Below are 22,061 nucleotides of genomic sequence, written 5' to 3' on the forward strand. Positions count from 1 at the left end.
ACTGAGAACCGCACTTCGAAGTTTCTTTGTCAGTCCCGCGGTTCTGGCGGTCAAATATACGGCCTGCCGGATGACGGTAAGCGTCGCGCTGCTGTGCGACGCTTTGGAGAGCATCATCAATGTTGCGTCGGCTCTGGCTGTCATCGTGTCAGTGAAGATCGTCTCGCATCCTCCGGGCGACTACCATCCCTCAGGTCATAATAAAGGGGAATATCGTTCTGCAGTTCTGGTGGACGCGCTGATCGTCACCGCCGCACTTGCGATCATCCACGACGCTTAGCAGCATGATGAAATCGTGGCCCTCCCCCAAATGGGCGATGAAAAATGCCTCAGTCCGGCTCAAACACTATCAACGAATTCGACGAAGGTCACACTGGGATCGAGGTCAAAGGTTCAGCCGCAGAAGGCGCGGCGATGGTTAGCCGGATTGCTCGCTATCCAACCTCGCGCTCTGGATCAGGATGATCCGTCGGCTATCGGAGACATGATTTCGAGATGGTCTACCTCAATGAACATGATAGAACAAAGAGCTGCTAGCATATTACTCAATGCGGTCGATCGTTGTGGCCCTTATCCGGGCGAGTATGCGGCAATATCGACAGCCTTGGACCATTTACATAAGGCCTCCTTCATTGTTGAAGGTGGCCTTTCAGAGCAGGTCGAGAAGACCGGGGTTCTTGAACGTGCGCTCAACGCTAATCGTGAGGTTTTTCGCGAGCCGCTGACCATGCAGGGCTTTGCTTATAGTCGACCTCATGGATATTCCGGTGATTTCGAGATTATCGAACGAATTTATTCCGAGCATGTTTCGAGAGATCCGAAACTGTCGAGATGGGATGAATTCTTCCACGCCAGCCCTGCCACTCAGGCTGTTCGTAACCGCGGCAAGGTTCTTTCAGACTTACTTGAGCGCAAACGACCGTCCTCGATCCTTTCGGTGGGAGCCGGACCCGCACTCGATATTGCGCAGAGTCTGCGCCTCAATGAGTTTCCGAGAGATATTCACCTTCTGGACAACGACCTCAACGCGCTTCAAAGAGCGGCAGAAAACCTACAGAACCTGTCAGTTGGACGGCGGCTTACCTACCACCATAAGAACGCCTTGCGGTTCCGAACAAATGAAAAGTTCGACCTAATATGGTCGTCCGGATTATTCGACTATCTCAACGACAAAACGGCGAAGCTGTTGATTCGACGCCTTTTCCCCATGCTGGCGGAAGGAGGGATGCTCGTTATCGGCAATTTCAGCTCAAACAATCCTTCGCGTTCGTACATGGAGATCATCGGACAATGGTTCCTCATACATAGAGACATCGAAGATCTTCGATCCTTGTGCTCCGATGTGCAGCCTGACGTGGCCTCGGTCTCAGTATTTTCCGACGAGACGGGCGTAAATCTCTTTCTCTGCTTATCCAGGACAAGGGAATTATCGCGTCCAGACGGCAGCTTCGCGCCATGAGCTGTAGAGGGAGGGACCTCGTGCACATGATAACCAGGATATTGTCTATTTCCGCACTGACGGTAGTGGCAATTCAGACGCCGTCTGTTGCGACAGCGGCAACAATCATCGCGTTGGGAGCCAGCCAGACCTATGGCCACGGGGTGTTGAAGGGGCAAGATTATCCATCACAGCTTCAGGCAATGCTACGGGCAAAGGGCCTGAACGTTTCTGTCCAGAACGCGGGAGTTTGGGGCGGCAGTACGACAGCTGCAATGCGCTCCAAGCTCGAAAGCGTGTTGAACCCCGACACGAAGGTGGTCATTCTGCAACCAGGTCGCAAGCGCGGCGGAGACGACCGGCAGGAAAATATCGGTCAGATCAAACAGGTCTTGGCAGAACGGCATATCCGGTTAATCATGATCCCGAACCGCTGGTTCAAAGAGTTCCCTCGGCAATCCGATCATCAACATTTGACAGCGGAAGGCTTCCAAGGCCTCGCGCAAAAACTACTTCCGAAGGTCGTTGCAGCATTACATTGAAAAGGCTTGTTGGCACCAGCACCAATGGATTGAGAGCGCTATCCCTCGCGGTTCCTTGGACGGCTTCAAAAACCGAGTGGTTCGGCAGGTGCTAGTCGAGCCCCAAGAGGATGCAAAATGTGAGTGAGATCGGCTCTTCGCAAAAAATCTGCGTTGAAATGCTCCGGCAACAGCGCGACAGTCTCGGGTGAGCCTTAGGGAGGGAATGGTGCGACTCCTAGTCGTTGAAGACGATCCGTATTGGCAGCAGGCTATCCAGGCAATCGTCAACGGCCAGCCGGAGTATCACGTTGTCTCATGGTGCGCTAACCTTCGTCAGGCACTCCACAGTATTCAGACGGAGAGCTACGATTTGATGATCGTCGACCTCGGTCTACCGGATGGATCGGGCATTGAGGCCATTCGCGCCGCGCGTCAGTGCCAACCCGAGGCTGATATCCTCGTTGCAACGGTTTTTGCCGACGAGGGCAATGTTGTTGCAGCGATTTTTGCCGGTGCTACGGGATATCTCCTCAAGGAGAGCACTCCAGCACAATGGAGCGCCGCGATCGACGACCTGCGGGCGGGGCATTCGCCAATCGATCCTAAAATCGCTCGTCATATTCTCGGTGCTGTCCAGCAGCGAGGCTCGGCAACTCTGCCAGCTCCCAAGGGTGATATCCGATCATTGCCTCCGAGTATCGGAACGGGCGGTTCCCAGGATCCGAAACTGTCGCCGCGGGAGATGGAAGTCCTTCAACTCGTTGCCAAGGGATTTACGCTGGTCGAAGTTGCCCGGTTTCTTAGCCTTTCGCCGCATACGACGCGCTCGCATGCAAAGGCCATCTATAGAAAGCTCGAAGTCAGCACGCGCGGTGAAGCGGTCTTCGAGGCTTCCCTTCTCGGACTCATCTGAACAGGCCGGCGATGGAAATCAAGACAACAGCACGCGTCCGAGCACCCTCCAACTGGCATCTCGCCTTGGTGGTCACCATCATCATCATCGTGACGCTTGTTCCGTTTGCAATTGTGCGGGTCATCCCATCACACGCCTTCAATCAATGGCGCTTGGATGGTGGCACGGTAACCTTGCTCTCCAGCGAAACGATCGCAAGCCGGGATCGCGCCTCCGATACCGCATCACAGGAGGAGCCGATCACACTCCCGGATGCTTGGAACAAAACACATCCAGGGTTCGATGGAACCGGGCGTTACCGCTTCAATGTAAACCTGGGACAGGATGCGCTTGGCGACCGGGCTCTTTATGTTCCGCGTGTCAGTAACCGAAGCACTGTCACGATCAACGGTTCGCCGCTCGCCGAACTGCCAAGTGATGATGGTGCTTCGTGGCGCTGGAATCGCCCCCTTTATCTCACGATTCCACCCGACAGGCTCCATTCCGGAGACAATGAGATCATCATATCGGTCACTGGCGTAGCAAACAGCAGAGCCGGGCTTTCGGAAGGCTATTTCGGCCCACGAAATCCTCTCCACCAAGCCTATCGCCTGCGATGGCTGTTTCAGGTCGATCTGTTAGGTATCGCCAATCTCACCGTCATCGTTCTCGCCATCCCACTGTTGTTCAGCTGGTTTCGCGATCCCACCGGTTCCACCAACTATGGTTTGTTCGGTGCCGGATCTATCTTGTTCGGGCTGCGAAACTTTCACGGCTTTCTCGATTTTCTTCCCATGCCGGTCGAATATTGGTGGCCACTCGTCAGTGCCAGCCTCGGATGGTCACTCTGTTTCATTTGGGTGTTCCTGTTGCGCTTCTCTGACTGTCGCTGGCACAGATTCGAAGCTGCGCTCGCGGTCTTCACGATTGCCGGATCGATCGCTCTGTTCCTCGTACCGACCGACCGCTTCATGGCTCTATCGCCCTGGATCTGGTACGTTCCCCAACTCCTTGTCGGTCTCTTTTGCGTCGGAACATTCACATACCGCACGCTCTTCAAACCGACGCTCCATCGCGTTGTTCTACTGATCGGCGTGTTGGGACAGATCGGGCCGGCCGTCCACGATGTTCTTTGGATCGGAGGGGTTGGATCTTTCTCAAGCGTGCTCTGGATGGCACTGAGCTTTCCGATCACCCTCATTCTCACAAGCGTGCTGCTCGCTGACGACATGGCGAAAACCAGGGCAGCGCTGAGCAACGTCAACAAGGTGCTTGAAGCGCGTGTCGCTGCCGCACGGCAGGACCTTGAGGTGCTCTATGAGAATAGACGAAAAACGGAGCGTGAAACCATTGGTACCGAAGAGCGGCTTCGGCTGATGCGCGATATGCATGATGGTGTCGGCACCCGCCTGTCCCTCCTGCTCAGTGGCCTCACCCAAGGTGAAATCTCTGCCAATGAAGTTGAGGATGCCGTACGGGCTTCGCTGGAGGAACTCCATCTGCTTCTCGACGCACGCGGCCCAAGCACCGCGACACTGATCGACGCGGTCGCCAACCTCCGCTATCGGCTTGGCCCACGCTTGACGGCGGTCGGAGTAGAAACCCGTTGGGAAATCGGCCCGGAGGCGGAAGATCTTGTGCTCTCTGCCGAAGCCACGCTGCACGTGCTTCGCATCATTCAGGAATGCATCACAAATTCCGTGCGTCATGGACGAGCAAAGATCGTAACACTGAAGCTCGTGTGCCCCAATAAAGTATCGCGGAATCCCGACCTGCCATCGTGTGTCGTGCTGGTCATTGATGACGGGATCGGCATCGACAATGCGACCGCCGGCACAAAGGGGGGTGGGCGTGGCCTGGTCAACATCAAAGCGCGCGCCGATGCGCTCGGCGGCAAATTCACATTGCACTCTAACGCAGCGGGAACAGTCGCACGCCTTAGCCTGCTATAGACGTTTTGCACTTTTTACACCCATCTCGAGACGCGGCACCCCGTTTACCGCGCTCCCGTCACATTCTCATCAGGCGGGCATAGCCGTATTTTCGGTTTAGATTACACCAGGCGTCGCAGCAAAGGCCGATGCATTGAAATAGATCGAATGAGCGGCTTAGCTGCCCTTTTCGCCCCTCGGAATTTCAAGACGGAGCCTTTCGGTTGATTCCATCAACCTTAGCGGCATCTCATCCTCGCTGGCTGATTCGACCGCAGAGCACGTCCCGCAACGGAAATAATTGCCGATCTTGCCTGTTGCGAGTCGGATCTTGATTGTTTGCCCCGACGCGTCAGATCCATATCGCACAAGGTAACCATGGTTGGAGCAACTATTGCCGCCCGCGGCACATAGTAATCGAATGATGCAAGTCTGGGTAGAGCAACGGACATGCCCGTCATTTTTACCATTGCTTTGGCAATCGCACCGCCTAGGCACATACGATACTGCGTATTGTCCGAAGCGGCGTCACCGCAGGCGTCAGCAATCTTGTCGAGCCGAAACGGCACGGTGTCGCTCGCTAGCGCTCCAAACGTGGAGGCGACAAACATGCCGGTAGGAAGCACAATGGGCCTCATTGAGAACTCACCCCAACTATCGCACTACTGGCACGAGAAGACCAATCTGCTCCCGGCAAGTCCGGAGACCTTCGGAAAGCGCGGATCTTTGCGGGTGGCATACAACAGTTCGAACGCATCGGATGCCTCTGGAAAGCCGCCGTCCGTCACAGCTTGTGTCTTTCCAGATCCGATCATGTCATTGCCATAACTTCTCCTTCTGCAATCAAATGCACCGGTCCCGCGACGGCTGAGGGAGCAGAGCCACACACTGACCTTGTAATTGCAGGAATTGCCGAGAACATTATCAGAAAAGCGTGCTCGGCTTTAAGGATCCGGACGCACGGTACGGCGGCTTCAGACTTAAGCCGCGGTCGTGCACTATCGATCGGTTTGGAGCCGCTCTCGGCAGTTGCATCGCCGTCGAAACCCGCGAGCAACGGGTCGCTTTCCCGGTTCGCGATCGCCTCACATCAAACGGCCTTTTCCTGTTCGGTCATCTCTCCTGATTGCGATTGTTGGCCAGGTAGCACGCTTGCGGCGGCGCCCGCATTCTCGTTTCAATAGGTCGCGCCTTTCCATTTCCTGACAAGCAACGTTCCACGTCCGGAAGCGCCCTCGCAGTCCATGGAAAGCCACCCGCTCGCAATTCGAACCCTATATCGAGAAAGCTCTTGCAAGAGCGCACAACTTCCTAAAGAGAGCCGATCCGGGTTCCGTCATAACGAGTATCTGGACAGTTTCGCGTGACGATCGCGGAGACATCCCTGAAGCCGTCGATCATTATTCCGTTCGATAGTTGTACCTGCTTAGCGGCGTCATGCGCCACCAAGAGCGACAGGATGGTGCTTGCGGCTACGACATAGCGGCTCACGCCCGTGCTCCTTCCTTTGCGCTCACCACTGCACATTTCGGGGACTGATCACAGGGTTTAGTGGTCACACGTCAGCTGCAATGCCCCTTGCCGGTGTCATCGAACCTGCAGATCGAGCCGTTTGACAACTTGACCGAGTGGGCGTCGAGCATCTGCCCGCGGATCGTCGGCTTACCGTTGAAATCCGTGGGACACGATGCTCCCTGCACGACGATCTTCCCGGCGGCCTTCCAGTTCTTGCCGTTGCGTGTCGTGAATTTCTTACACCCGTCGACTTTAGTATCCTTGAGCTGAAGCACAGACGTGCCTGCCTGTGCGGACGGCATTGCTCCAAGAATAGTGAGCGCGGCAATGATCAGCATTGATATTCGTTTCATAGATTCCCCACTTTGCTGGCAGTCTCACTCCTGATTGAGACTGGTGAACGCCGGCCCAAAATCCGACATCTGAACGAAGAGACGCCAGAACAGCGGCCAGCTTTTGAATATGTCGAGGTGGCTTCGGCAGCCTCTGGCTTCTAGAATTTATATGAGAGCGCGATGCGGACGGTGCTCTGACCGAAGCCGACCTTGCGGTCAGCAAAAGTTCCTGGCAACGACTGGAAATCATAGGTCTTCTTGCCAAATCCGTCATAGATGTATTCCAGGCGCCCGATCCAGTTCGGACTGAAGGCATATTCCGCGCCGGCGCCGATGTTCCAGCCGACCATATCCCTGGTCATCGAGTTGGACACGCCAACGAAGCGGTTGGTTTGGGTTACCTTGTCACCCGCAAATGAAACGCCGCCAGCTGTATACAGAAGCAGATTGTCGACAGCATAGCCGACACGGCCACGAACTCGGCCGATATAGGAGCCCTCGGAATCGGCATGACGCGCGCCGCCGCGCGCGTTGAGATAGTCCTTGTCCGCCTTCCAGCCGTCATAACCAAATTCGCCTTCACCACCGAACACGACAGATCCGACCTGATAGTTGAAGCCAAGCAAGCCACCACCGGTGAAGCCGTCCGGTGAGAGCGAAACGCTCGTCGATCCACCAAGGCTTTTCAACTTGTTCGTTCCAAAGGCGCCACCAGCGTAACCGCCAACGTAGAAGCCGGTCCAAGTAAATGGTGAAGCAGCTGGCGCAGCTGCCTCGGCAATCTGAGCAGTGAGGTCAGCCGCGAGACCAGCCACCGGGGTGACCAGAAGCAAGGCCGCGGCAAGAATGGTATGTTTTGTCATGGCAGGTCCTTATTCGCCAGAAAGTCCTAGTGTCGGTACGGCGACGCACGCGATGTTTCGCAAGACTATTGTTCGAGAAAACGGGATGTCTTTGCATCCCGCATTTGAGGGATCTCACCATCGGATTGCGCTGTGTAATGTAACGTCTCCACTGTTCGTCAACGCGATAGTTCAGGAACAGCATCCGTAGCAGGAAAATCAAAGACTGAATTACCTGCGCGAATTCCAAAGAGTTTGTAGCAGCAGCTTTCGATAATAAGCGACTTGTCTCATGGGCGGTCCGACGCGCATAACTCAAGAACAAATAGCTGAGGATAACAGTATATCGCACTTTACATTTGCCAATTCCCGGTAAAGCCTTATCGACAGCAAGGGGATACTCGATCGAAGGTATTTCTAATGAAAGTCGCGAGATTTATTTCGGCGGCGCTGGGCTTTTGCGTCTCGTCGTGCAGCATAATGGGCTCGGATCCGGCCATGCTTAACGGCGTCGGGACCGACCTCTACACGTCCACTTTGCCGCAGCGTGCAATTAATATCGAATCCTATGCCGGCAATATTTGCTATGCGGCCAGCTTGTCTTATCAGTTGCAGAGCAGGCAGCCTGTTTGCGACTACTCAAAATTCGGCAGCGGTGATTGGAATGTGTTCGTCCAAATGGGTATGTACGACATCGATCAGCGATGCGATTCCTATCTGGAATGGCTGGACGTTGTGAAACGTACGCGCGCGCCGATCACAAACCAAATCAATGCGACAGGGCGTTTGACCGGCCAAATCATCGGCCTGAGTGGAGCTGCGGTTTCCGCCATGACGATTGTTTCGGCTGCATTCGGTTACGCCGCCGACACCTTCTCCAATATTCAATCAAGCCTCCTGCTTGAACTTGACCACAGCACCGTTCAATCCGTTGTCTATGGCGTACAGAGGAGACTTCGGACCGAAATCGCCTCAAATCCGGTTGCTTCGAAACCGCAGGCACTCACTCAGTTGCGAACTTATCTGCGATCTTGCATGCCTTTCACGATCGCTACGGAAGCGAATACCCAGTTGTCGGCGCTTGGTCTCGGGGCTTCGCCAACGTCCGTCAGCCTTTTGTCTGTGCCGGCGGGCTCTCGCCCGCCGCTAACGTCCCACTCGCGACCGGGACGGACGCCATTGACGCCCGGGCTTGAGGGTTACACCGCGGTACTGGCACCCGACCTGGTTTCCAAGAAAGGGGTCACGGTGGAAAAACTACGGCTGGCGCTCTCCCACTTGTGCGTCGATACCGGAGCCACCACGGTTAGCAACGCACGGACCAAGGCAAGTATAGGCTGGTTCCAGCAATTGCATGACGGTCCGGCAGGCCGAACCGGACAGCTAAACAGCGCAGACATTACGCGACTGGCTGAAGAGAGGACGACTTGCGACGGCGAGATCTCAAAGAACTGGTTCGAGAAGGAGAGATTCCCGACCGGAATCGGGGACGCTCAGGATCTTCTTGACGCTCTGAACAAGAAAACGAGCTCGACCCTAACGGCAAAATCTAGCCAAGGCGATATTCGCGCGGCGATAGCTAAGTATCGAAATGATTATCACCACGGTGGTGGCGACGAGCTCGACCCAGACACGACAAACAAACTTCTGAACCCGACTGAAGTGCAGAATATGTGAGCTCTTTGAGGCTAATGATATGCGCTACAAAGTGACGAAAACCGTTGCGACACTTCAAATTGATAGGACCCAACCGTCGAGCAAAGACGTAACCCTCTATCGGAACCAACTGGTCGACGACCTCGATGAACCGGAGGAAACTGACGACAGTCGAAAGGTCCAACTCGACTACGACGACGGCGAAGTCGCCGTCGGCTGGGTGCTGAAATCCGCACTCGCCGTCGATACAAGCGTCCCGGCAATGCCCCCCTTGTCGAATTTCATGATTGCCTGCCTTGACGCCGTGTCCGTCGTAAATCAGTTGGATGATACTGCGCCGAACTATGCCAGCCTCGATTTCATTCTTGCGCGCGCAAATTTTGCAACGAGCAATTCCTACCCGCCGCCGCAAGCCGGATCTCCGTTTGGCCCTTTCCAGATCCGTTCTGAGGAATGGGATGACTTTTGCAGGGCCTGCAGTCTTGGAAAGAATCTTCCAGCGGACTTCAAGGACTATGTAACTGAACAGGCGCAAGCGGCCGCCTGGAACATGGTAACGTCCGGGCGGAGACTTATTGCAAGTTATAGTAGTCTGAATCAGCAACACGAGCCGACGTACGAGCCTGATCTGCTCGACCTCTTCCTATCATATATATTGAACAATACTGCAGACGCGGCAAGGTGCCGTCAGGCCGCGAGCATCGGCAACACCACACCGATCGATAGGTTCCTCGTAAGCCCGCAGAACCCTGAACTGCAATCTCTGATGGCTGGCGCTCAAGCTAGTCTCTTCGTTGATCAAACCGGTACGGTCCGGACTGTCTCCGACGTCGTCGCGCAAGTGACAACGAAACTCGACGAGCTCTTGACGGAAGCGTACAAGCTAATTGTCCAATTGGCCCCGCAGTACATTGCGCGAACCACAGGGGGAGCGCCCTGGCTGGCTGTGGCGAAAACGCAAATTGGCGTCCTAGAAAGCGATGATGCCAAAATCAGAAGCTATTTTGCTTCGATTGGGGTCCTGGCCAACGGCGCGACGCCATGGTGCGGCGCCTTTGTCGCGTGGTGCCTCTTACAATCAAAGGCGATTACATCAAAACAGCTTCCGAAAGTGCCGGAACGGGCCGCAAACTGGACTGATTTTGGCAGGAGCATCGCGCTCCCATTAAACCAAACAGATAAATCACTGCTTGGAGCAATCGTCGTTTTGTCACCGCAAGCGGCCAATAGCAGTGGGCATGTTGGCTTCCTGACGGGTTTCAGCACTCCCGGAAAAGTGACATTGCTCGGCGGCAACGAACACGATCAGGTTCGCGAGGAAGATTTTTCTCTCGCCGACATCCGGGCTGTTCGCTGGCCGGATTTTGATCAAACAGGCACTATAGCCATCGCGGGATCGCAATCCCCCGTTCAGTTGAACCTGAAGGGATATAGCGCTGCACAGAAGGAAGCCGCGTTGCTGATCGTCCGCCTCTTTGCCGAAGCAGGATATGATCAAATGCACCAGCGCATTGCTGTTGCGAATGCGGTACGTGAATCCAGTCTGATCGCAGACAAACGGAACAACACCACGAAGGAAGACAGTGTTGGACTTTTCCAGCTCAACAGGAAGGGTGGTCAAGGTGCGGCATTTACGGTTGAGCAGTTACAAGATCCGGAGTTCAACACTCGTCGAATCCTCATACAGGCCAAGAGCGTTCCGGCTTTCGCTACTGAAGCGAACGAGTCCAATGCGATGACGATTTTTATCCAGAAGGTCGAAATTGCGGCCTATTCAGTAAATGAGCTGAGCATCAGGATGGGATATTACTATGCACTGAAGGCTTGACGCCGTTCCGTTATCAGTTGGGCTAGAAATCATACTTCGCTTCGATCAACGACAGAAGGCTTTAGTGCAACCACACCGATCAGGCAAGCCGGGTGCGATGTAACCTCGCAAACAGCATCGCTACTCTTCATGACTTGCGGTTGGACATAAGACATCGAGGAGACGGGTCATGCCAGATGATGAAGTGCTCGCAGTTGTATGGGGAGAGACCGGTGCACTCACACCAATAGACAACGATGTGTCGACCGCGGAGCGGCTCTATGCGGTCGTTGGCAATCTGGTCATGCTCGCGAAAAAGCGCGGACTTGATAATAAGTACGAATCTCGTTTGTTGCCTCGCGTAGGAACTCCGGATGCCGCGCGATACCAGACCATGAATACAACGGTAAGCACGGTTGAAGCAGGAACCTATGCTGGAAGCGAGCTGCCAGCACGTGCAGCGCTCATTGAGGTGACATCGACTGGTACCCCAGGTTTCATAGACCTGCCCAAGGCCGCAGGTTGGATCCTCGAAAGTCACGTAAGCAACACTGGCGACTTTACCATAGGAAACGGTTCCGACGGACGCATTTATAGGCTTTTCGAATCCGACAAAGTGACCGGTGTGAAAGAATTGCCATTCGTCTCAGTAGTCAGTGGCAGCGGTCTTCCTGCTCAAATCCCGCCCAATCGGCTCCGCAAGATCTCCTGGGCTCTCGGGATCGCCTCGGCAATCATCTTCGTTGCCGGCGCCACTCTTTCTGCCTGGTCAGGCTACGCAATGAGCGGAGCAAGGAACACCCTTAACACCACGAACCCGTCGATGCAGTATCGACTGATCAGCAAAGTTGCCAGTGTCTGCTCCGAGGACTTGAAAGCGTTTCCCAGTGGCAAACAGGCAGAGGTGTGCGCCAAACTCCTGATAGGTGACGGTACCCCACCTCTGAATGTCACAACAAAAAAAATTGTCTGGCCGGATCCGGCAAAGGCCGTATCGGTGCTTGATGACGCCAAGTCGTGTCCCACAGATCCATCGAAAGATGGTTGCAACACAATCTGGCGCGCCGCTATCGCGCTTGACCAGGAAGAAGCTTGGAATGCCAGTGTCCTCGGGTTCACTCAGACGCTCTCAGCATATCTGACAGGCACCAACTCTCCACTGGGATCCACGTCGATCCTCGTTCCCTTTCTACTTTTGGCAGCTGGCGTAACAGGCCTCACCCTAGCACTTGGCCTGGGAACGAAACAACATATCGTCGGCGTCTGGATAGATGAGCGAAATCGAGTTTCTCTCGCTCGCGCGCAGGTTACCTTGTGGACTATCGTCGCGCTGGCCGGCTACGCCGCATTTGCGCTATTCAACATTGGTTTTGCTGATATCGTCGCGACAAATCTCGAAAATGTTGCCGTCTTCCCCAAAATCCCCGCTTCAGTGGCCATAGCTCTCGGGATAGCCGGCGCCTCGCCGATGATCTCTGCCTTGATCCTGCCTACAAAGGATCGTGCTGGCGGCTTAGCCTTGGCGACGGGCGATAGCGACAACATGCGAAGCAGAGGCATGCCCTTCTTCGGAGCAACCTCTGAAGGTCTTGATAAGCGCACGTCACCCGCTTCTGCATCCATCGCCGACATCTTCATGGGCGAAGAAAAGGCCGACGTCGACACCGTCGACGTTTCGAGACTCCAGAACGTCGTCATTACGGTTGTCCTGGTATTTGGTTTCTTCTCGATACTGGTAGAGCAGGCAAGCACGATCTCTGCAACCACCATCCTCGGCGCCACCAGTCCGGTTTTCGGGAGCCTTCCTGATCTTGGTGCCACATTTGCCTCGCTGCTGTTCGTCAGCCATGCGACCTATCTTGTTGCGAAAGCGCATGATTCGAGCGACAGAACGCCAGCGGTGCCCCGAGAAAGATAATATTTGGCTCCGAGGCCAGAGGTACGCTTGAACACGAGCAGCTAGCATTCGATGTAGAAGATCAAACCGCTGAGACAAGCCGATGACCACTCCATATGCCTCCGATCTGTACGAGTCGAGAAAAGCTCTGTTTGTCGTCCTGCACGGTTGGCACAGCAGCCCTGCAAGGCTCCGCGATATCAAATCGACGATCGAGCAGTCGGTCGCTGGAGAAAAAGTCGTTCTGACACCACCTCTTCCCTATCAAGCCTTGTTTTCGTTCAAGCGCGCCGCAGCTATCGTTCGTGACATCATCGAATTGATTGACGCGCAAGTTGCCGAACATGGTTTCGACGACATTGTCCTTGTCGGCCACAGCTTCGGAGCAGTCGTTGCCCGCCGAGTCTTTCTCGTGGCACACGGAACGCCGAACGACTTCCAGAATGAGGAGGAACTGCTGAACATACCGGCGAAAGCGTGGGCAAAATCCGTTCGCAGAATCGTTATGATTGCAACATTCAATCGCGGCTGGCAGATCTCGGAGCGACTCGGATGGCTTTATGGACTCTATTTCAATGTGATTGGTCTGCTGGGTCATATTCTTTCAATCGGACGCGCGGTACCGACAGTTTTTGATATCAGGCTCGGTGCACCTTTTATCGTCCAGACGCGGCTGCATTGGCTCGCCCACCGGCGAGAACTTCGCCGTACGGGTGAGGACGCAAATGATCCGATTGTTATCCAACTCATGGGAACTCGAGACAATCTGATTTCTCCATTTGACCAGGTCGATATTGCGGTCGATGGAACGTTCACGGCAGATGCTGGTCGCGACACCAGGCGGCAGCGTTATTTCTTTCTTGAAATGCCTCATACTGCGCACTCCGATGCAATCGTGTTCACGAGAAAGCAATCCAATGATCCCGGTTGGTGCACGATACGTCGTGATCTCTTCATAGATGCACTAACAAAGTCCGCTGGCGAACTGCACGACATCGCTGTGGATCCGGCGCTTTTGGTCGATCAGGTTCCGACCCAGGACCTGACGGCGGAGTCCGTCGTGTTTGTCATTCATGGCATACGCGACGACGGCTTCTGGACTCATCGAATTGCCGAGCGGATCAGGCAAACCGATGATGCTCTAAAGCTCTTTCGCGGGTGGACGCCAAGTTACGGTTATTTTGCTATGATGCCGTTCCTACTGCCCTGGATTCGGCGGCAGAAGGTTGAATGGTTTATGGACCAATATGTTAGTGCAAAGGCGCAATATCCGAGAGCGACGAATTTTCACTATGTTGGCCATTCGAACGGCACTTTCCTGGCGGCGGGTGCTCTGGCGAACTATCCAGCTCTGAAACTCGGGCGGGTCTACTTCGCCGGGAGCGTGGTCCGTCGCGACTACGATTGGAAAGAGGTCGTCGCGCGCGGAGCCGTGGCTAGGTTTTTGAATGTCAGGGCGTCACGCGACTGGGTGGTCGCACTGCTACCCAAGAGTGTTGAGTATCTGAAGGATATCGATCTGGGTGGAGCGGGTTTCGATGGCTTTGACCAGGCGAATTCGACACCCGATATTCGTGAACTCTCGGCCTTTGTCAAAGGTGGGCATGGAGCCGGCGTCAGTGAACAATATTGGCAAATGATCGCGAACTTCATCGTAGCTGGTACTATTCCTGCTGAAGACAGGCAAGAAGGACTTGTTCAGCGTCGACCTGGGTGGTTGATCGTCCTTTCAAAGCTCCGCCTTGGAATACCGGTCATCGTGGCTCTGGCGATCATATTGGGCATCGCGATACTTCAGCCGGTAATCGCCCACTTCGAAACCAGCAACGACCTTTCAGCAAGCAATGCAATTGGCAGCGTGGTTGCGTTCACTCTCTACGCTTGGCTTGTTAAATTCTTCATCACGCGTTTCTGAGCTGATTGATACCACCTCCAAGCCAAAACAGCCGGTATTGATCGTGTCGGATAAACACATTCCTGCATTCCGAATAGCCTGACCTTCTGGAATCTATAGACCACCCAGACAAACACAGGGTCACGAGATCCTTCGATCCTGCGGAACATTGCAAGATGATAATTGGGTTAGACTTAATATGAGATTCAGCTACTTCGCGAATGAGCGCTGATCATCAGACCGGACCGCACCCTTACGAGCAGATCGGGAGGCCGATTGCTCGCATAGCGGATTTCAACAGCAGCACGCAGGCCAGAAATCAGTCGCCAAGTTCACGCGCTCGCGTGTGCGCAGCTTTGACGGTTTGCGACATCAATCTTGCGAGAGCCTTTTCGTTTTCAAGCACGGAGAGGCCGGCTTCGGTTGTCCCTTTCGGACTGGCAACCGCCACCTTCAGTTCAGTGGCAGACTTGCGGGTCGCTGCAAAAAGCTTCGCCGAGCCCAAAAGCATTTGTCGGACAAGCCTGTCGGCCACTTCTGGTTCCAGTCCTTCTGCAACCGCTGCGTCGATGAGAGTTTCGGCAATCGCAAAGACGAAACCAGGCCCGCTACCGGATATGGCTGTTGCTTTGTCAATATCAGCCTCGTTGGACAGCCATTCTACGCTTCCAATGCACTCCAGAAGCTCAGTGACCCGCACTCGGTCTTCTTCGGAAATGAAGCGCGGTTCCGCAAAACAAACCGTCATTGCGTCACCGATTTCAGCGGCAAGGTTTGGCATCGTTCGCACGACACGATCGCTCTCGAGTTTCTGCCGGAGCGTCGTGGTCTTCAGACCAGCCATAATGGAAATTGTTACGGCCTGCCCGGTGAGATGCGCAATCTCATCAGCCGCCTGGGCAAACATTTGCGGTTTGATTGCCAGAACCGCGATGTCAAACCGCTCTCCCTTAACGTCATCCAAACTTTGACACAGCATGACCCGATCGGGACGCTTCAGAAGTGAACGGGCGCGATCCACCGTTGGATCCACGCCGACAATCTCCGCATCGGGATACTGCGCGATGATTCCATTGATGATTGCTGCTCCCATATTGCCACAGCCAACGAAAAGCAGTCGCGAGGATGCCAGGGTCATATCAGTTTCCTTTCGAATTTGGGTGGGCGCCGGACTTTGCGAAAAGGTTGGCGATGCTCTCGAACATCGCCACACCGAGTGGAACTAGATCATCGTTAAAATCGAAGTCGGGTGCGTGCAACTGCGGGGAATTCTGCCCTGCTCCGAGCCAGAAATAAGCTGAGGGCCAACGCTTGGCAAAAAATGCGAAGTCGTCTGCACCCATCGTGGGCTGAAGATCAGTCACTAAATCTACGATGCCAGATAGTTTGGAAGCCGCTTGCCTGGCAATTGCCGCACACATCCGGTCGTTGTGCGTCGCGGGGCACCCTTCAACGACATCGGCGGTCACCTCTGTGCCATGGACTGCTGCAATTTGCTTCGACTTCTTCATGATCCAATTCCAGGCTTCTGCCCGCGCCGCGTCGTTCATACAGCGCGCAGTACCCCGAAGCTCGGCCCGCGATGGAATTGTCACGTTGCCGCCCGCCGCAATGAAGTCGGTTATGCTGATAACGGCCTGCTCCGATGTGAGGCGCCGCCTTAGGAAGGTTTGGTGCAATAGATCTGCGATAGAACAGGCGGATAGGACCACATCGCTTCCCTGGTGCGGTAGTGCCGGGTGTGACGGTGATCCAGAGATTTCCAGAGTGAAGCGGTCAGACGAGGCCATTAACGCCCCATCTGGGGCAAAAACGGACCCAACGGACATTCCCGGCATGTTATGTAGGCCGAACATGCCATCAAGAAGCAGATCCCCAAAAGACTGATCTGCCAACATATCGCGAGCGCCGGTTCCGCTTTCTTCGGCGGGCTGGAAGACAAGGACCAGATTGCTGTGCGGCCGATTTAGAGAGGCAAGCTCGGCAAAGCCAAGAAGTATTGCGGTGTGCCCGTCATGGCCGCAAGCGTGCATAGCGCCTGGTATCTCCGACCTGTGAGTGCACATGGATGCTTCATCGATCGGAAGAGCATCGATGTCCGCCCGAAAACCCAATCTCGGCAGATCCGAAGCGTGGTCAAGGCAGCCGACGACGCCCCACCCCCCTATGTTCTCGTGCACCTTGTAGCCCCATTGCCGCAGCAGATGCGCGATAAGACCGGCGGTGCACTCCTCTTTTCCGCTAAGTTCGGGGTGCGCATGCAGCCATTTCCGAACATTGACCGCTCGTGAGATCACCGACTGCGCTTCAAACAGATGATCGCTATAACCGGCTAGGGAACGAAGAGACTTCCCGCTTATTTTATCCATTTCTCGCGTCTTCATTTCAGTCTGCCCGCTCGTTTGGTATGTTTTCGAGGATCATCGAGACGTTGCCGATGGTATGTACGGGGCCGTTACGCTCACACCAACGCAAAGTTCAGCCCCACGCTTACAAAGTGAATATCGAAGACTTCGCATTGTCTGAGCGGTTATTTTTATGAAACGGGTTGGACAAAATCCAATTCAATGCCGAGCAGATATGATGCAGATTTGATATACCTTACCGAATAAATGCTCGGCTGACGAATTGGCATCGCATTCCGGGCGCATCTCCAATCCATGTTATGGGTGCTCTGCCGTCCTTCCGAGCATTTACAAGGTTCGATTTGGAAGCAACCGTGCGGGCGCTACCGGAAGCTGATCTGGTTCGGCGGGCCATATCATTACATCCATCCGCCAGACGGCTCTATGAAACCTATATCAAAAATGCATGACGTGCCGTTGGGTTTTTATTTGCCCTCGACGTCCCGCTGTTATCAAGTGAAGCCGCAGGTAAAACTAAATTTAAACCTGAGGGAACTCGAAAGACGGGAGGTTGCTTCTATGTTGAGGCGTATTTTTCTAACACTAGGACTTGGAACTGCAGCGTTGGCTCTGACTGGAAGTCTTGCCTCGGCTGGCACACTCGAGAACATCAAGGCCAGGCAAAAGCTCGTTGTGGCTGTGTTGCAAGATTATCCGCCCTATGGCTCCATGGGCCCCGATATGAAGCCCACCGGGATCGATATCGAGGTCGCGACCCAAATCGCCAAGCATCTCGGGGTTGGCCTTGAACTGGTGCCTGTAACCGGTGCAAATCGCATCCCGTTCATGCAGACCGGTAAGGTAGACATCATTATTGCCTGTCTCGGCAAGACTGCTGAACGTGAAAAGGTCGTCACCTACTCCAACCCATATATCGGCGAATACAACAGCGTTTTTGGCGAAGAAAGCGCTGCCGTTTCAAAGCCGGCCGATCTGGCAGGCCATACGATCGGGGCAAGCCGCGGTGGCACGGAAGATCTGGAGGTGTCGAAGATCGCACCGGCTGGTGCGGACATCCAGCGCTTCGAAGACACGGCTTCCACGCTTTCGGCCTATGCGACCGGCCAAGTTGAATTGGTCGCCACCGGCACGGCAACCGCCCACGCGTTCAACGAGAAGTCGCCGCGCAAGCTATTCGTGAAAATCAAGATGGCCACCGAGCCGGCCTATGTCGGCGTACCGAAAGGCGATGATGAGATGAAGAACGTCATCAACCAGGCCATTGCGGCACTCGCGAAAGACGGCACGCTTGCGGAGATCGCCAAGAAGTATCTTGGGGACGCCTCTGCGGTCGACATCGCCAACTAGCCGGGGAGGTGCCGCACCCTCCAAGGTGCGGCACGTAGTTCATGCAATTAGATTTCTCTTGGATATCACAGTACCAGGACGCGATCGTAAGCGGCATCCTTGTCACGATACGCTTGACCGCCATTGGTGGAGGTATTGGCTTTCTGTTGGGTGTTATGGTCGCGTGGGTACGGCTTTATGGCGGCGTCGCACCACGCACGATCGTCGTCGCTTATGTAGAAGTGATCCGGAATACTCCATTTCTTGTGCAGCTTCTGTTCATTTTCTTCGGTTTGCCAGCCTTGGGGCTCAGGCTGTCGGCCGAAACCGCTGGGATCATCGCGCTCATCGTAAATACAGGTGCTTATATGGGCGAGATCCTTCGTGGCGGGATCGAAGCCACCCCGAAGGGCCAATTTGAGGCTGCATCAAGCCTCGCCCTGAGCGGATTTCAAACATTTCGCCACGTTATCCTATTCCCGTCCATTCAGCGCGTTTGGCCCGCATTGGTCGCGCAGTTTGTGCTCGACATGTTCCAGACATCCGTGGTCTCGCAGATCGCCGTGCAGGAGTTGACTTTTGTTGCCAGTTTTATCCAGTCGCGAAATTTTCGAGCCTTCGAAACTTACATCTTCATGGCTGGAACATATCTCGTGATGGCCTTCATCTTGCGGCGTCTATTGTTAATCGCGGGACACTACGTGCTCCGTACGGGGGCGGCGAAATGATTGCGTTCTCGTTCTTCGAAATCCTATGGACGCTGATCATTGCAACGCGGTGGACGATTGTTCTATCCGCAATCGCCCTCATTGGCGGTGGAACCCTTGGTGGACTACTCCTCGTTCTGCGACTGGCAGCTCCAAGGCTTCTAAATTACGTGGTTGCGAGCGTGATTGTTTGTGTGCAGGGCACTCCTTTGATCATCCAGCTATTTCTGATGTTCTTCGGAGTTGCCACCTTAGGCTTCAACGTAAGTGCCTGGGTCGCGGCCACATTGACGCTTATCATTTGGACGGGCGCCTTCCTTGGCGACATCTGGCGTGGCTGCGTTGAAGCTGTTGCCCGCGGTCAATGGGAAGCTTCGGCCAGCCTGGGAATGAGCTGGTTGCAACAATTGCGCCACGTCATTTTCCCGCAGGCTATACGCATTGCCATTCCAGCAACAGTGGGCTTTTCGGTTCAGGTGATCAAAGCCACCGCACTGACGTCGATCATCGGATTTATAGATCTCACCCGCACGGCATCATTCGTGGCGAACGCCACCTACAAACCGCTTCTCACCTACGGGCTGGTTGCAATCATCTACTTCATATTGTGTTGGCCGCTTTCGCTTTCGGCAGCACACCTGGCGAGGAAGCTCAATGTCGCTAATAGAACTTCGTAACATCGAAAAGAGCTTTGGAGACTTCAAGGTCATCCGCGGTGTGGATCTGGATGTCGAAAAGGGAGAGGTCATTTCGATCATCGGCCAGAGTGGTTCAGGAAAAACGACTTTGCTGCGATGTGTCAACGGCCTTGAGACCATCAACGCCGGCTCGATCAAGGTCTCTGGCGTGGAGTTGTCACGGGAACCAAAGCAGCTCCGCGCATTGCGTCTGGAAGTGGGGATGATCTTCCAGCAGTTCAATCTGTTTCCCCACCTGACCGCCGGGGAAAATGTTGCTCTTGCTCAGATTGTGGTGCTTCGCCGTCCAAAGGTGGAAGCGCACGAAGTCGCAAAGCAGAATCTCGCGCGTGTCGGCCTCGCGGAGAAATTCGATAAATATCCGCATCAACTCTCAGGTGGCCAGCAACAACGTGTTGCCATTGCTCGCGCGCTCGCCATGTCGCCGAAAGCGCTCCTTTGTGATGAAATCACCTCGGCGCTCGATCCTGAGCTCGTGGGCGAGGTTCTGGCGGTTGTTCGGTCGCTAGCATCTGAAGGCATGACCCTTATGATGGTCACTCACGAAATGGAGTTCGCAAGAAGGATTTGCGATCGCGTTGTCTATATGCGCAACGGTATCGTTCACGAGATTGGTACCTCAAGCGAGATCTTTGAGACCCCGCAGACGCCTGAACTTAAGCAGTTCCTGAGTGCAATGAAGCACTAGCGGGCCAATCCCCGGCCGGGGCTCCCTGCGAATATCTCACAACCGATGCTGCAAGACACGGCGTAGCCCTCAGGCCTGCAGGCTTTCCAGGGCGGCGCAACAAACTAGGAGGAACCTCATGTTTATCAGTCATCCGGCGTTCGATCAGCACAAGCTCGTGACCGCTCGCTATGATCGCGCATCCAAGTTAAATGCCATTATCGCCGTACACAATGACAATCGCGGCCCCGCCATTGGCGGCTGCCGGATCTATCCCTACGGTAGCAGTGAGGATGCACTCCGGGACGTTTTGCGGCTTTCTCGCGGAATGACCTATAAAACGGCGATAGCCGACATTCCATACGGTGGAGGCAAAGCGGTCATAATCGCCGATCCGGAGCACGAAAAAAGCCCGGCCCTGCTTCAGGCAATGGGGGAATTCGTCGAGAGCCTAGCCGGACTTTACATTACCTCATTCGACTCGGGCACAACACTGGATGACGTTCGGACCATCGCCACTGCCACCTCGTTTGCCGCTGGAATATCGGAGGAAGCGTTCGATGCCTCAGAGTCTACCGCTGATGGCGTTTTTGCCTGCCTGAAAGCTGCGGCCGCAAACGGCCTTGGCACTGATAGTCTTTCGGGTATTACCGTCGCGGTCCAGGGAGTCGGAAGCGTCGGACGACGGCTTGTCCGTCGGCTCCATGAGGCCGGAGCACGTGTCATCCTGAGCGATATCAATCGCTCAAGTGCTGAGCAGGTGGCGGCTGAGTATCATTGCGAAATTGCTGAGCCCGGTGAAATCCATCGCGTTGAAGCCGACATTTTCTCACCTAACGCGCTCGGGGGTGGACTTAATTCTCGCACCATTCCCGAGATCAGGGCCAGAGCCGTTGTCGGTGGAGCAAACAACCAGTTGGAGACGAGCGCCGACGACCTTGCCTTGAAACACTATGGAATTCTCTATTGCCCAGATTACCTTGCGAATGCCGGCGGGATCATCAACCTGCACTATCAGCTCTCAAACTGGGATCGGGTCGCGCTCGGAAAGCACATAGATCGCTTGGCAGAGACCTTTGGGGAGATCATGGAAAGGGCAAAGACTTTGCGGCTTCCCAACGGAGAGGTTGCCGATCGGATCGCTGAAGAGAGATTTAGTGCTCTTGGAGCTGGACGATGAATTGTGTTGCGCTCGTTCGAGAATATTATCGCCGCATTGATGCCTGCGATATAGACTGGGTCACAAGACTTTTTGATGCGAGGGCGGCATACTCTCGCGCCGACGCCACGTACATCGGAGGCAATGCCATTGCGCTGTTTTTTGGTGAACAGCGAAAGATCCGCGGTCGGCATCAAATCGAGCGGATCATCATGGGGACGCTCGGCAATGTCGTTACGGCGGTCGGTCGGTTCCACGGAGTTGGTCACCGGGGAGACCGCCGCGACGTTGGTTTCGTTGACGTATGGACATTCAACACAAGCGGACTGGTGACCAGGCGGCAGACTTACTTGGCGCGTGGGAACGAGTACGTGCGCGAATGATCAGCAGCGTATGCGGGGTTTTCG

19 protein-coding genes are annotated in these 22,061 nt (G+C 54.8%); 15 read left to right on the top strand and 4 right to left on the bottom strand.

Annotation, left to right across the window (positions count from 1 at the left end; genetic code table 11):
• Position 1: 1 nt before the first annotated feature.
• The 5 genes from QD461_RS26120 to QD461_RS26140 all read left to right on the top strand — a co-directional run bounded on the left by QD461_RS26120 (position 2) and on the right by QD461_RS26140 (position 4,806).
• On the top strand, positions 2-280 hold the full coding sequence (locus QD461_RS26120; RefSeq protein ID WP_414090302.1) for a cation transporter: 279 nt from the start codon (positions 2-4) through the stop codon (positions 278-280).
• A gap of 228 nt (positions 281-508) precedes the next feature.
• Positions 509-1,459, top strand: coding sequence for a class I SAM-dependent methyltransferase (locus QD461_RS26125; protein ID WP_414090252.1), 951 nt, complete (start codon positions 509-511; stop codon positions 1,457-1,459).
• 26 nt (positions 1,460-1,485) lie between these two features.
• The gene (locus QD461_RS26130) at positions 1,486-1,980 is read left to right on the top strand and encodes an acyl-CoA thioesterase (protein WP_414090303.1); all 495 of its coding nucleotides are present in this window, start codon (positions 1,486-1,488) and stop codon (positions 1,978-1,980) included.
• A gap of 205 nt (positions 1,981-2,185) precedes the next feature.
• On the top strand, positions 2,186-2,875 hold the full coding sequence (locus tag QD461_RS26135; RefSeq protein WP_414090253.1) for a response regulator: 690 nt from the start codon (positions 2,186-2,188) through the stop codon (positions 2,873-2,875).
• An 11-nt stretch (positions 2,876-2,886) separates the two neighbouring features.
• Complete coding sequence (locus QD461_RS26140; RefSeq protein WP_414090254.1) at positions 2,887-4,806, top strand: sensor histidine kinase; 1,920 nt, start codon at positions 2,887-2,889, stop codon at positions 4,804-4,806.
• Between the two features lie 1,541 nt (positions 4,807-6,347).
• On the opposite strand, the gene QD461_RS26145 is transcribed toward QD461_RS26140, so the two are convergent.
• Together QD461_RS26145 and QD461_RS26150 are read right to left on the bottom strand one after the other, a co-directional pair.
• A complete protein-coding gene (locus tag QD461_RS26145) occupies positions 6,348-6,653 on the bottom strand; it encodes a hypothetical protein (RefSeq protein ID WP_414090255.1) in 306 nt (101 codons plus the stop codon).
• A 140-nt stretch (positions 6,654-6,793) separates the two neighbouring features.
• The gene (locus QD461_RS26150; protein WP_414090256.1) at positions 6,794-7,498 is read right to left on the bottom strand and encodes an outer membrane protein; all 705 of its coding nucleotides are present in this window, start codon (positions 7,496-7,498) and stop codon (positions 6,794-6,796) included.
• 399 nt (positions 7,499-7,897) lie between these two features.
• Here QD461_RS26150 and QD461_RS26155 point away from each other — a divergent pair, with 399 nt between their 5' ends.
• The 4 genes from QD461_RS26155 (at position 7,898) to QD461_RS26170 (ending at position 14,752) form a co-directional block, all read left to right on the top strand.
• On the top strand, positions 7,898-9,154 hold the full coding sequence (locus QD461_RS26155) for a hypothetical protein (RefSeq protein ID WP_414090257.1): 1,257 nt from the start codon (positions 7,898-7,900) through the stop codon (positions 9,152-9,154).
• A gap of 19 nt (positions 9,155-9,173) precedes the next feature.
• Positions 9,174-10,961 (top strand): CHAP domain-containing protein, encoded by a 1,788-nt coding sequence (locus tag QD461_RS26160; RefSeq protein ID WP_414090258.1) that lies wholly within the window; start codon positions 9,174-9,176, stop codon positions 10,959-10,961.
• 169 nt (positions 10,962-11,130) lie between these two features.
• Positions 11,131-12,858: a hypothetical protein gene (locus tag QD461_RS26165; protein WP_414090259.1), complete on the top strand. Its 1,728-nt coding sequence runs from the start codon at positions 11,131-11,133 to the stop codon at positions 12,856-12,858.
• A gap of 82 nt (positions 12,859-12,940) precedes the next feature.
• Entirely contained in the window at positions 12,941-14,752 is a 1,812-nt protein-coding gene (locus QD461_RS26170) for an esterase/lipase family protein (RefSeq protein ID WP_414090260.1), read from the top strand.
• A 298-nt stretch (positions 14,753-15,050) separates the two neighbouring features.
• Here the strand turns inward: QD461_RS26170 and proC are convergent, their stop codons facing one another.
• Both proC and QD461_RS26180 read right to left on the bottom strand, forming a co-directional pair.
• Positions 15,051-15,869: a pyrroline-5-carboxylate reductase gene (gene proC / locus QD461_RS26175; RefSeq protein WP_414090261.1), complete on the bottom strand. Its 819-nt coding sequence runs from the start codon at positions 15,867-15,869 to the stop codon at positions 15,051-15,053.
• Between the two features lies 1 nt (position 15,870).
• On the bottom strand, positions 15,871-17,115 hold the full coding sequence (locus QD461_RS26180; protein ID WP_414090262.1) for a M20 metallopeptidase family protein: 1,245 nt from the start codon (positions 17,113-17,115) through the stop codon (positions 15,871-15,873).
• Between the two features lie 423 nt (positions 17,116-17,538).
• Between QD461_RS26180 and QD461_RS26185 the strand changes: the two genes are divergently transcribed.
• The 6 genes from QD461_RS26185 to QD461_RS26210 all read left to right on the top strand — a co-directional run bounded on the left by QD461_RS26185 (position 17,539) and on the right by QD461_RS26210 (position 22,037).
• Positions 17,539-18,444, top strand: a complete 906-nt coding sequence (locus tag QD461_RS26185; protein WP_414090263.1) for a transporter substrate-binding domain-containing protein — start codon at positions 17,539-17,541, stop codon at positions 18,442-18,444.
• 41 nt (positions 18,445-18,485) lie between these two features.
• Positions 18,486-19,151: an amino acid ABC transporter permease gene (locus QD461_RS26190; protein WP_414090264.1), complete on the top strand. Its 666-nt coding sequence runs from the start codon at positions 18,486-18,488 to the stop codon at positions 19,149-19,151.
• Entirely contained in the window at positions 19,148-19,807 is a 660-nt protein-coding gene (locus QD461_RS26195) for an amino acid ABC transporter permease (protein WP_414090265.1), read from the top strand. The genes QD461_RS26190 and QD461_RS26195 overlap by 4 nt, the downstream gene beginning before the upstream one ends.
• Positions 19,785-20,516, top strand: a complete 732-nt coding sequence (locus tag QD461_RS26200; protein WP_414090266.1) for an amino acid ABC transporter ATP-binding protein — start codon at positions 19,785-19,787, stop codon at positions 20,514-20,516. Before QD461_RS26195 ends, QD461_RS26200 begins: the two co-directional genes overlap by 23 nt.
• A 118-nt stretch (positions 20,517-20,634) precedes the next feature.
• Positions 20,635-21,675, top strand: coding sequence for a Glu/Leu/Phe/Val dehydrogenase dimerization domain-containing protein (locus QD461_RS26205; protein WP_414090267.1), 1,041 nt, complete (start codon positions 20,635-20,637; stop codon positions 21,673-21,675).
• On the top strand, positions 21,672-22,037 hold the full coding sequence (locus QD461_RS26210; RefSeq protein WP_414090268.1) for a nuclear transport factor 2 family protein: 366 nt from the start codon (positions 21,672-21,674) through the stop codon (positions 22,035-22,037). The genes QD461_RS26205 and QD461_RS26210 overlap by 4 nt, the downstream gene beginning before the upstream one ends.
• Positions 22,038-22,061 lie beyond the last annotated feature (24 nt).

This window comes from Rhizobium sp. BR 314 (genome assembly GCF_047445805.1).
GTDB lineage: Bacteria > Pseudomonadota > Alphaproteobacteria > Rhizobiales > Rhizobiaceae > Rhizobium > Rhizobium lusitanum_B.

Coding starts and splice junctions, on each gene's coding strand:
- QD461_RS26125 (WP_414090252.1), top strand. CDS start 509: ATGAACATGATAGAACAAAGAGCTGCTAGCATATTACTCAATGCGGTC.
- QD461_RS26130 (WP_414090303.1), top strand. CDS start 1,486: ATGATAACCAGGATATTGTCTATTTCCGCACTGACGGTAGTGGCAATT.
- QD461_RS26135 (WP_414090253.1), top strand. CDS start 2,186: ATGGTGCGACTCCTAGTCGTTGAAGACGATCCGTATTGGCAGCAGGCT.
- QD461_RS26140 (WP_414090254.1), top strand. CDS start 2,887: ATGGAAATCAAGACAACAGCACGCGTCCGAGCACCCTCCAACTGGCAT.
- QD461_RS26145 (WP_414090255.1), bottom strand. CDS start 6,653: ATGAAACGAATATCAATGCTGATCATTGCCGCGCTCACTATTCTTGGA.
- QD461_RS26150 (WP_414090256.1), bottom strand. CDS start 7,498: ATGACAAAACATACCATTCTTGCCGCGGCCTTGCTTCTGGTCACCCCG.
- QD461_RS26155 (WP_414090257.1), top strand. CDS start 7,898: ATGAAAGTCGCGAGATTTATTTCGGCGGCGCTGGGCTTTTGCGTCTCG.
- QD461_RS26160 (WP_414090258.1), top strand. CDS start 9,174: ATGCGCTACAAAGTGACGAAAACCGTTGCGACACTTCAAATTGATAGG.
- QD461_RS26165 (WP_414090259.1), top strand. CDS start 11,131: ATGCCAGATGATGAAGTGCTCGCAGTTGTATGGGGAGAGACCGGTGCA.
- QD461_RS26170 (WP_414090260.1), top strand. CDS start 12,941: ATGACCACTCCATATGCCTCCGATCTGTACGAGTCGAGAAAAGCTCTG.
- proC (WP_414090261.1), bottom strand. CDS start 15,869: ATGACCCTGGCATCCTCGCGACTGCTTTTCGTTGGCTGTGGCAATATG.
- QD461_RS26180 (WP_414090262.1), bottom strand. CDS start 17,115: ATGAAGACGCGAGAAATGGATAAAATAAGCGGGAAGTCTCTTCGTTCC.
- QD461_RS26185 (WP_414090263.1), top strand. CDS start 17,539: ATGCATGACGTGCCGTTGGGTTTTTATTTGCCCTCGACGTCCCGCTGT.
- QD461_RS26190 (WP_414090264.1), top strand. CDS start 18,486: ATGCAATTAGATTTCTCTTGGATATCACAGTACCAGGACGCGATCGTA.
- QD461_RS26195 (WP_414090265.1), top strand. CDS start 19,148: ATGATTGCGTTCTCGTTCTTCGAAATCCTATGGACGCTGATCATTGCA.
- QD461_RS26200 (WP_414090266.1), top strand. CDS start 19,785: ATGTCGCTAATAGAACTTCGTAACATCGAAAAGAGCTTTGGAGACTTC.
- QD461_RS26205 (WP_414090267.1), top strand. CDS start 20,635: ATGTTTATCAGTCATCCGGCGTTCGATCAGCACAAGCTCGTGACCGCT.
- QD461_RS26210 (WP_414090268.1), top strand. CDS start 21,672: ATGAATTGTGTTGCGCTCGTTCGAGAATATTATCGCCGCATTGATGCC.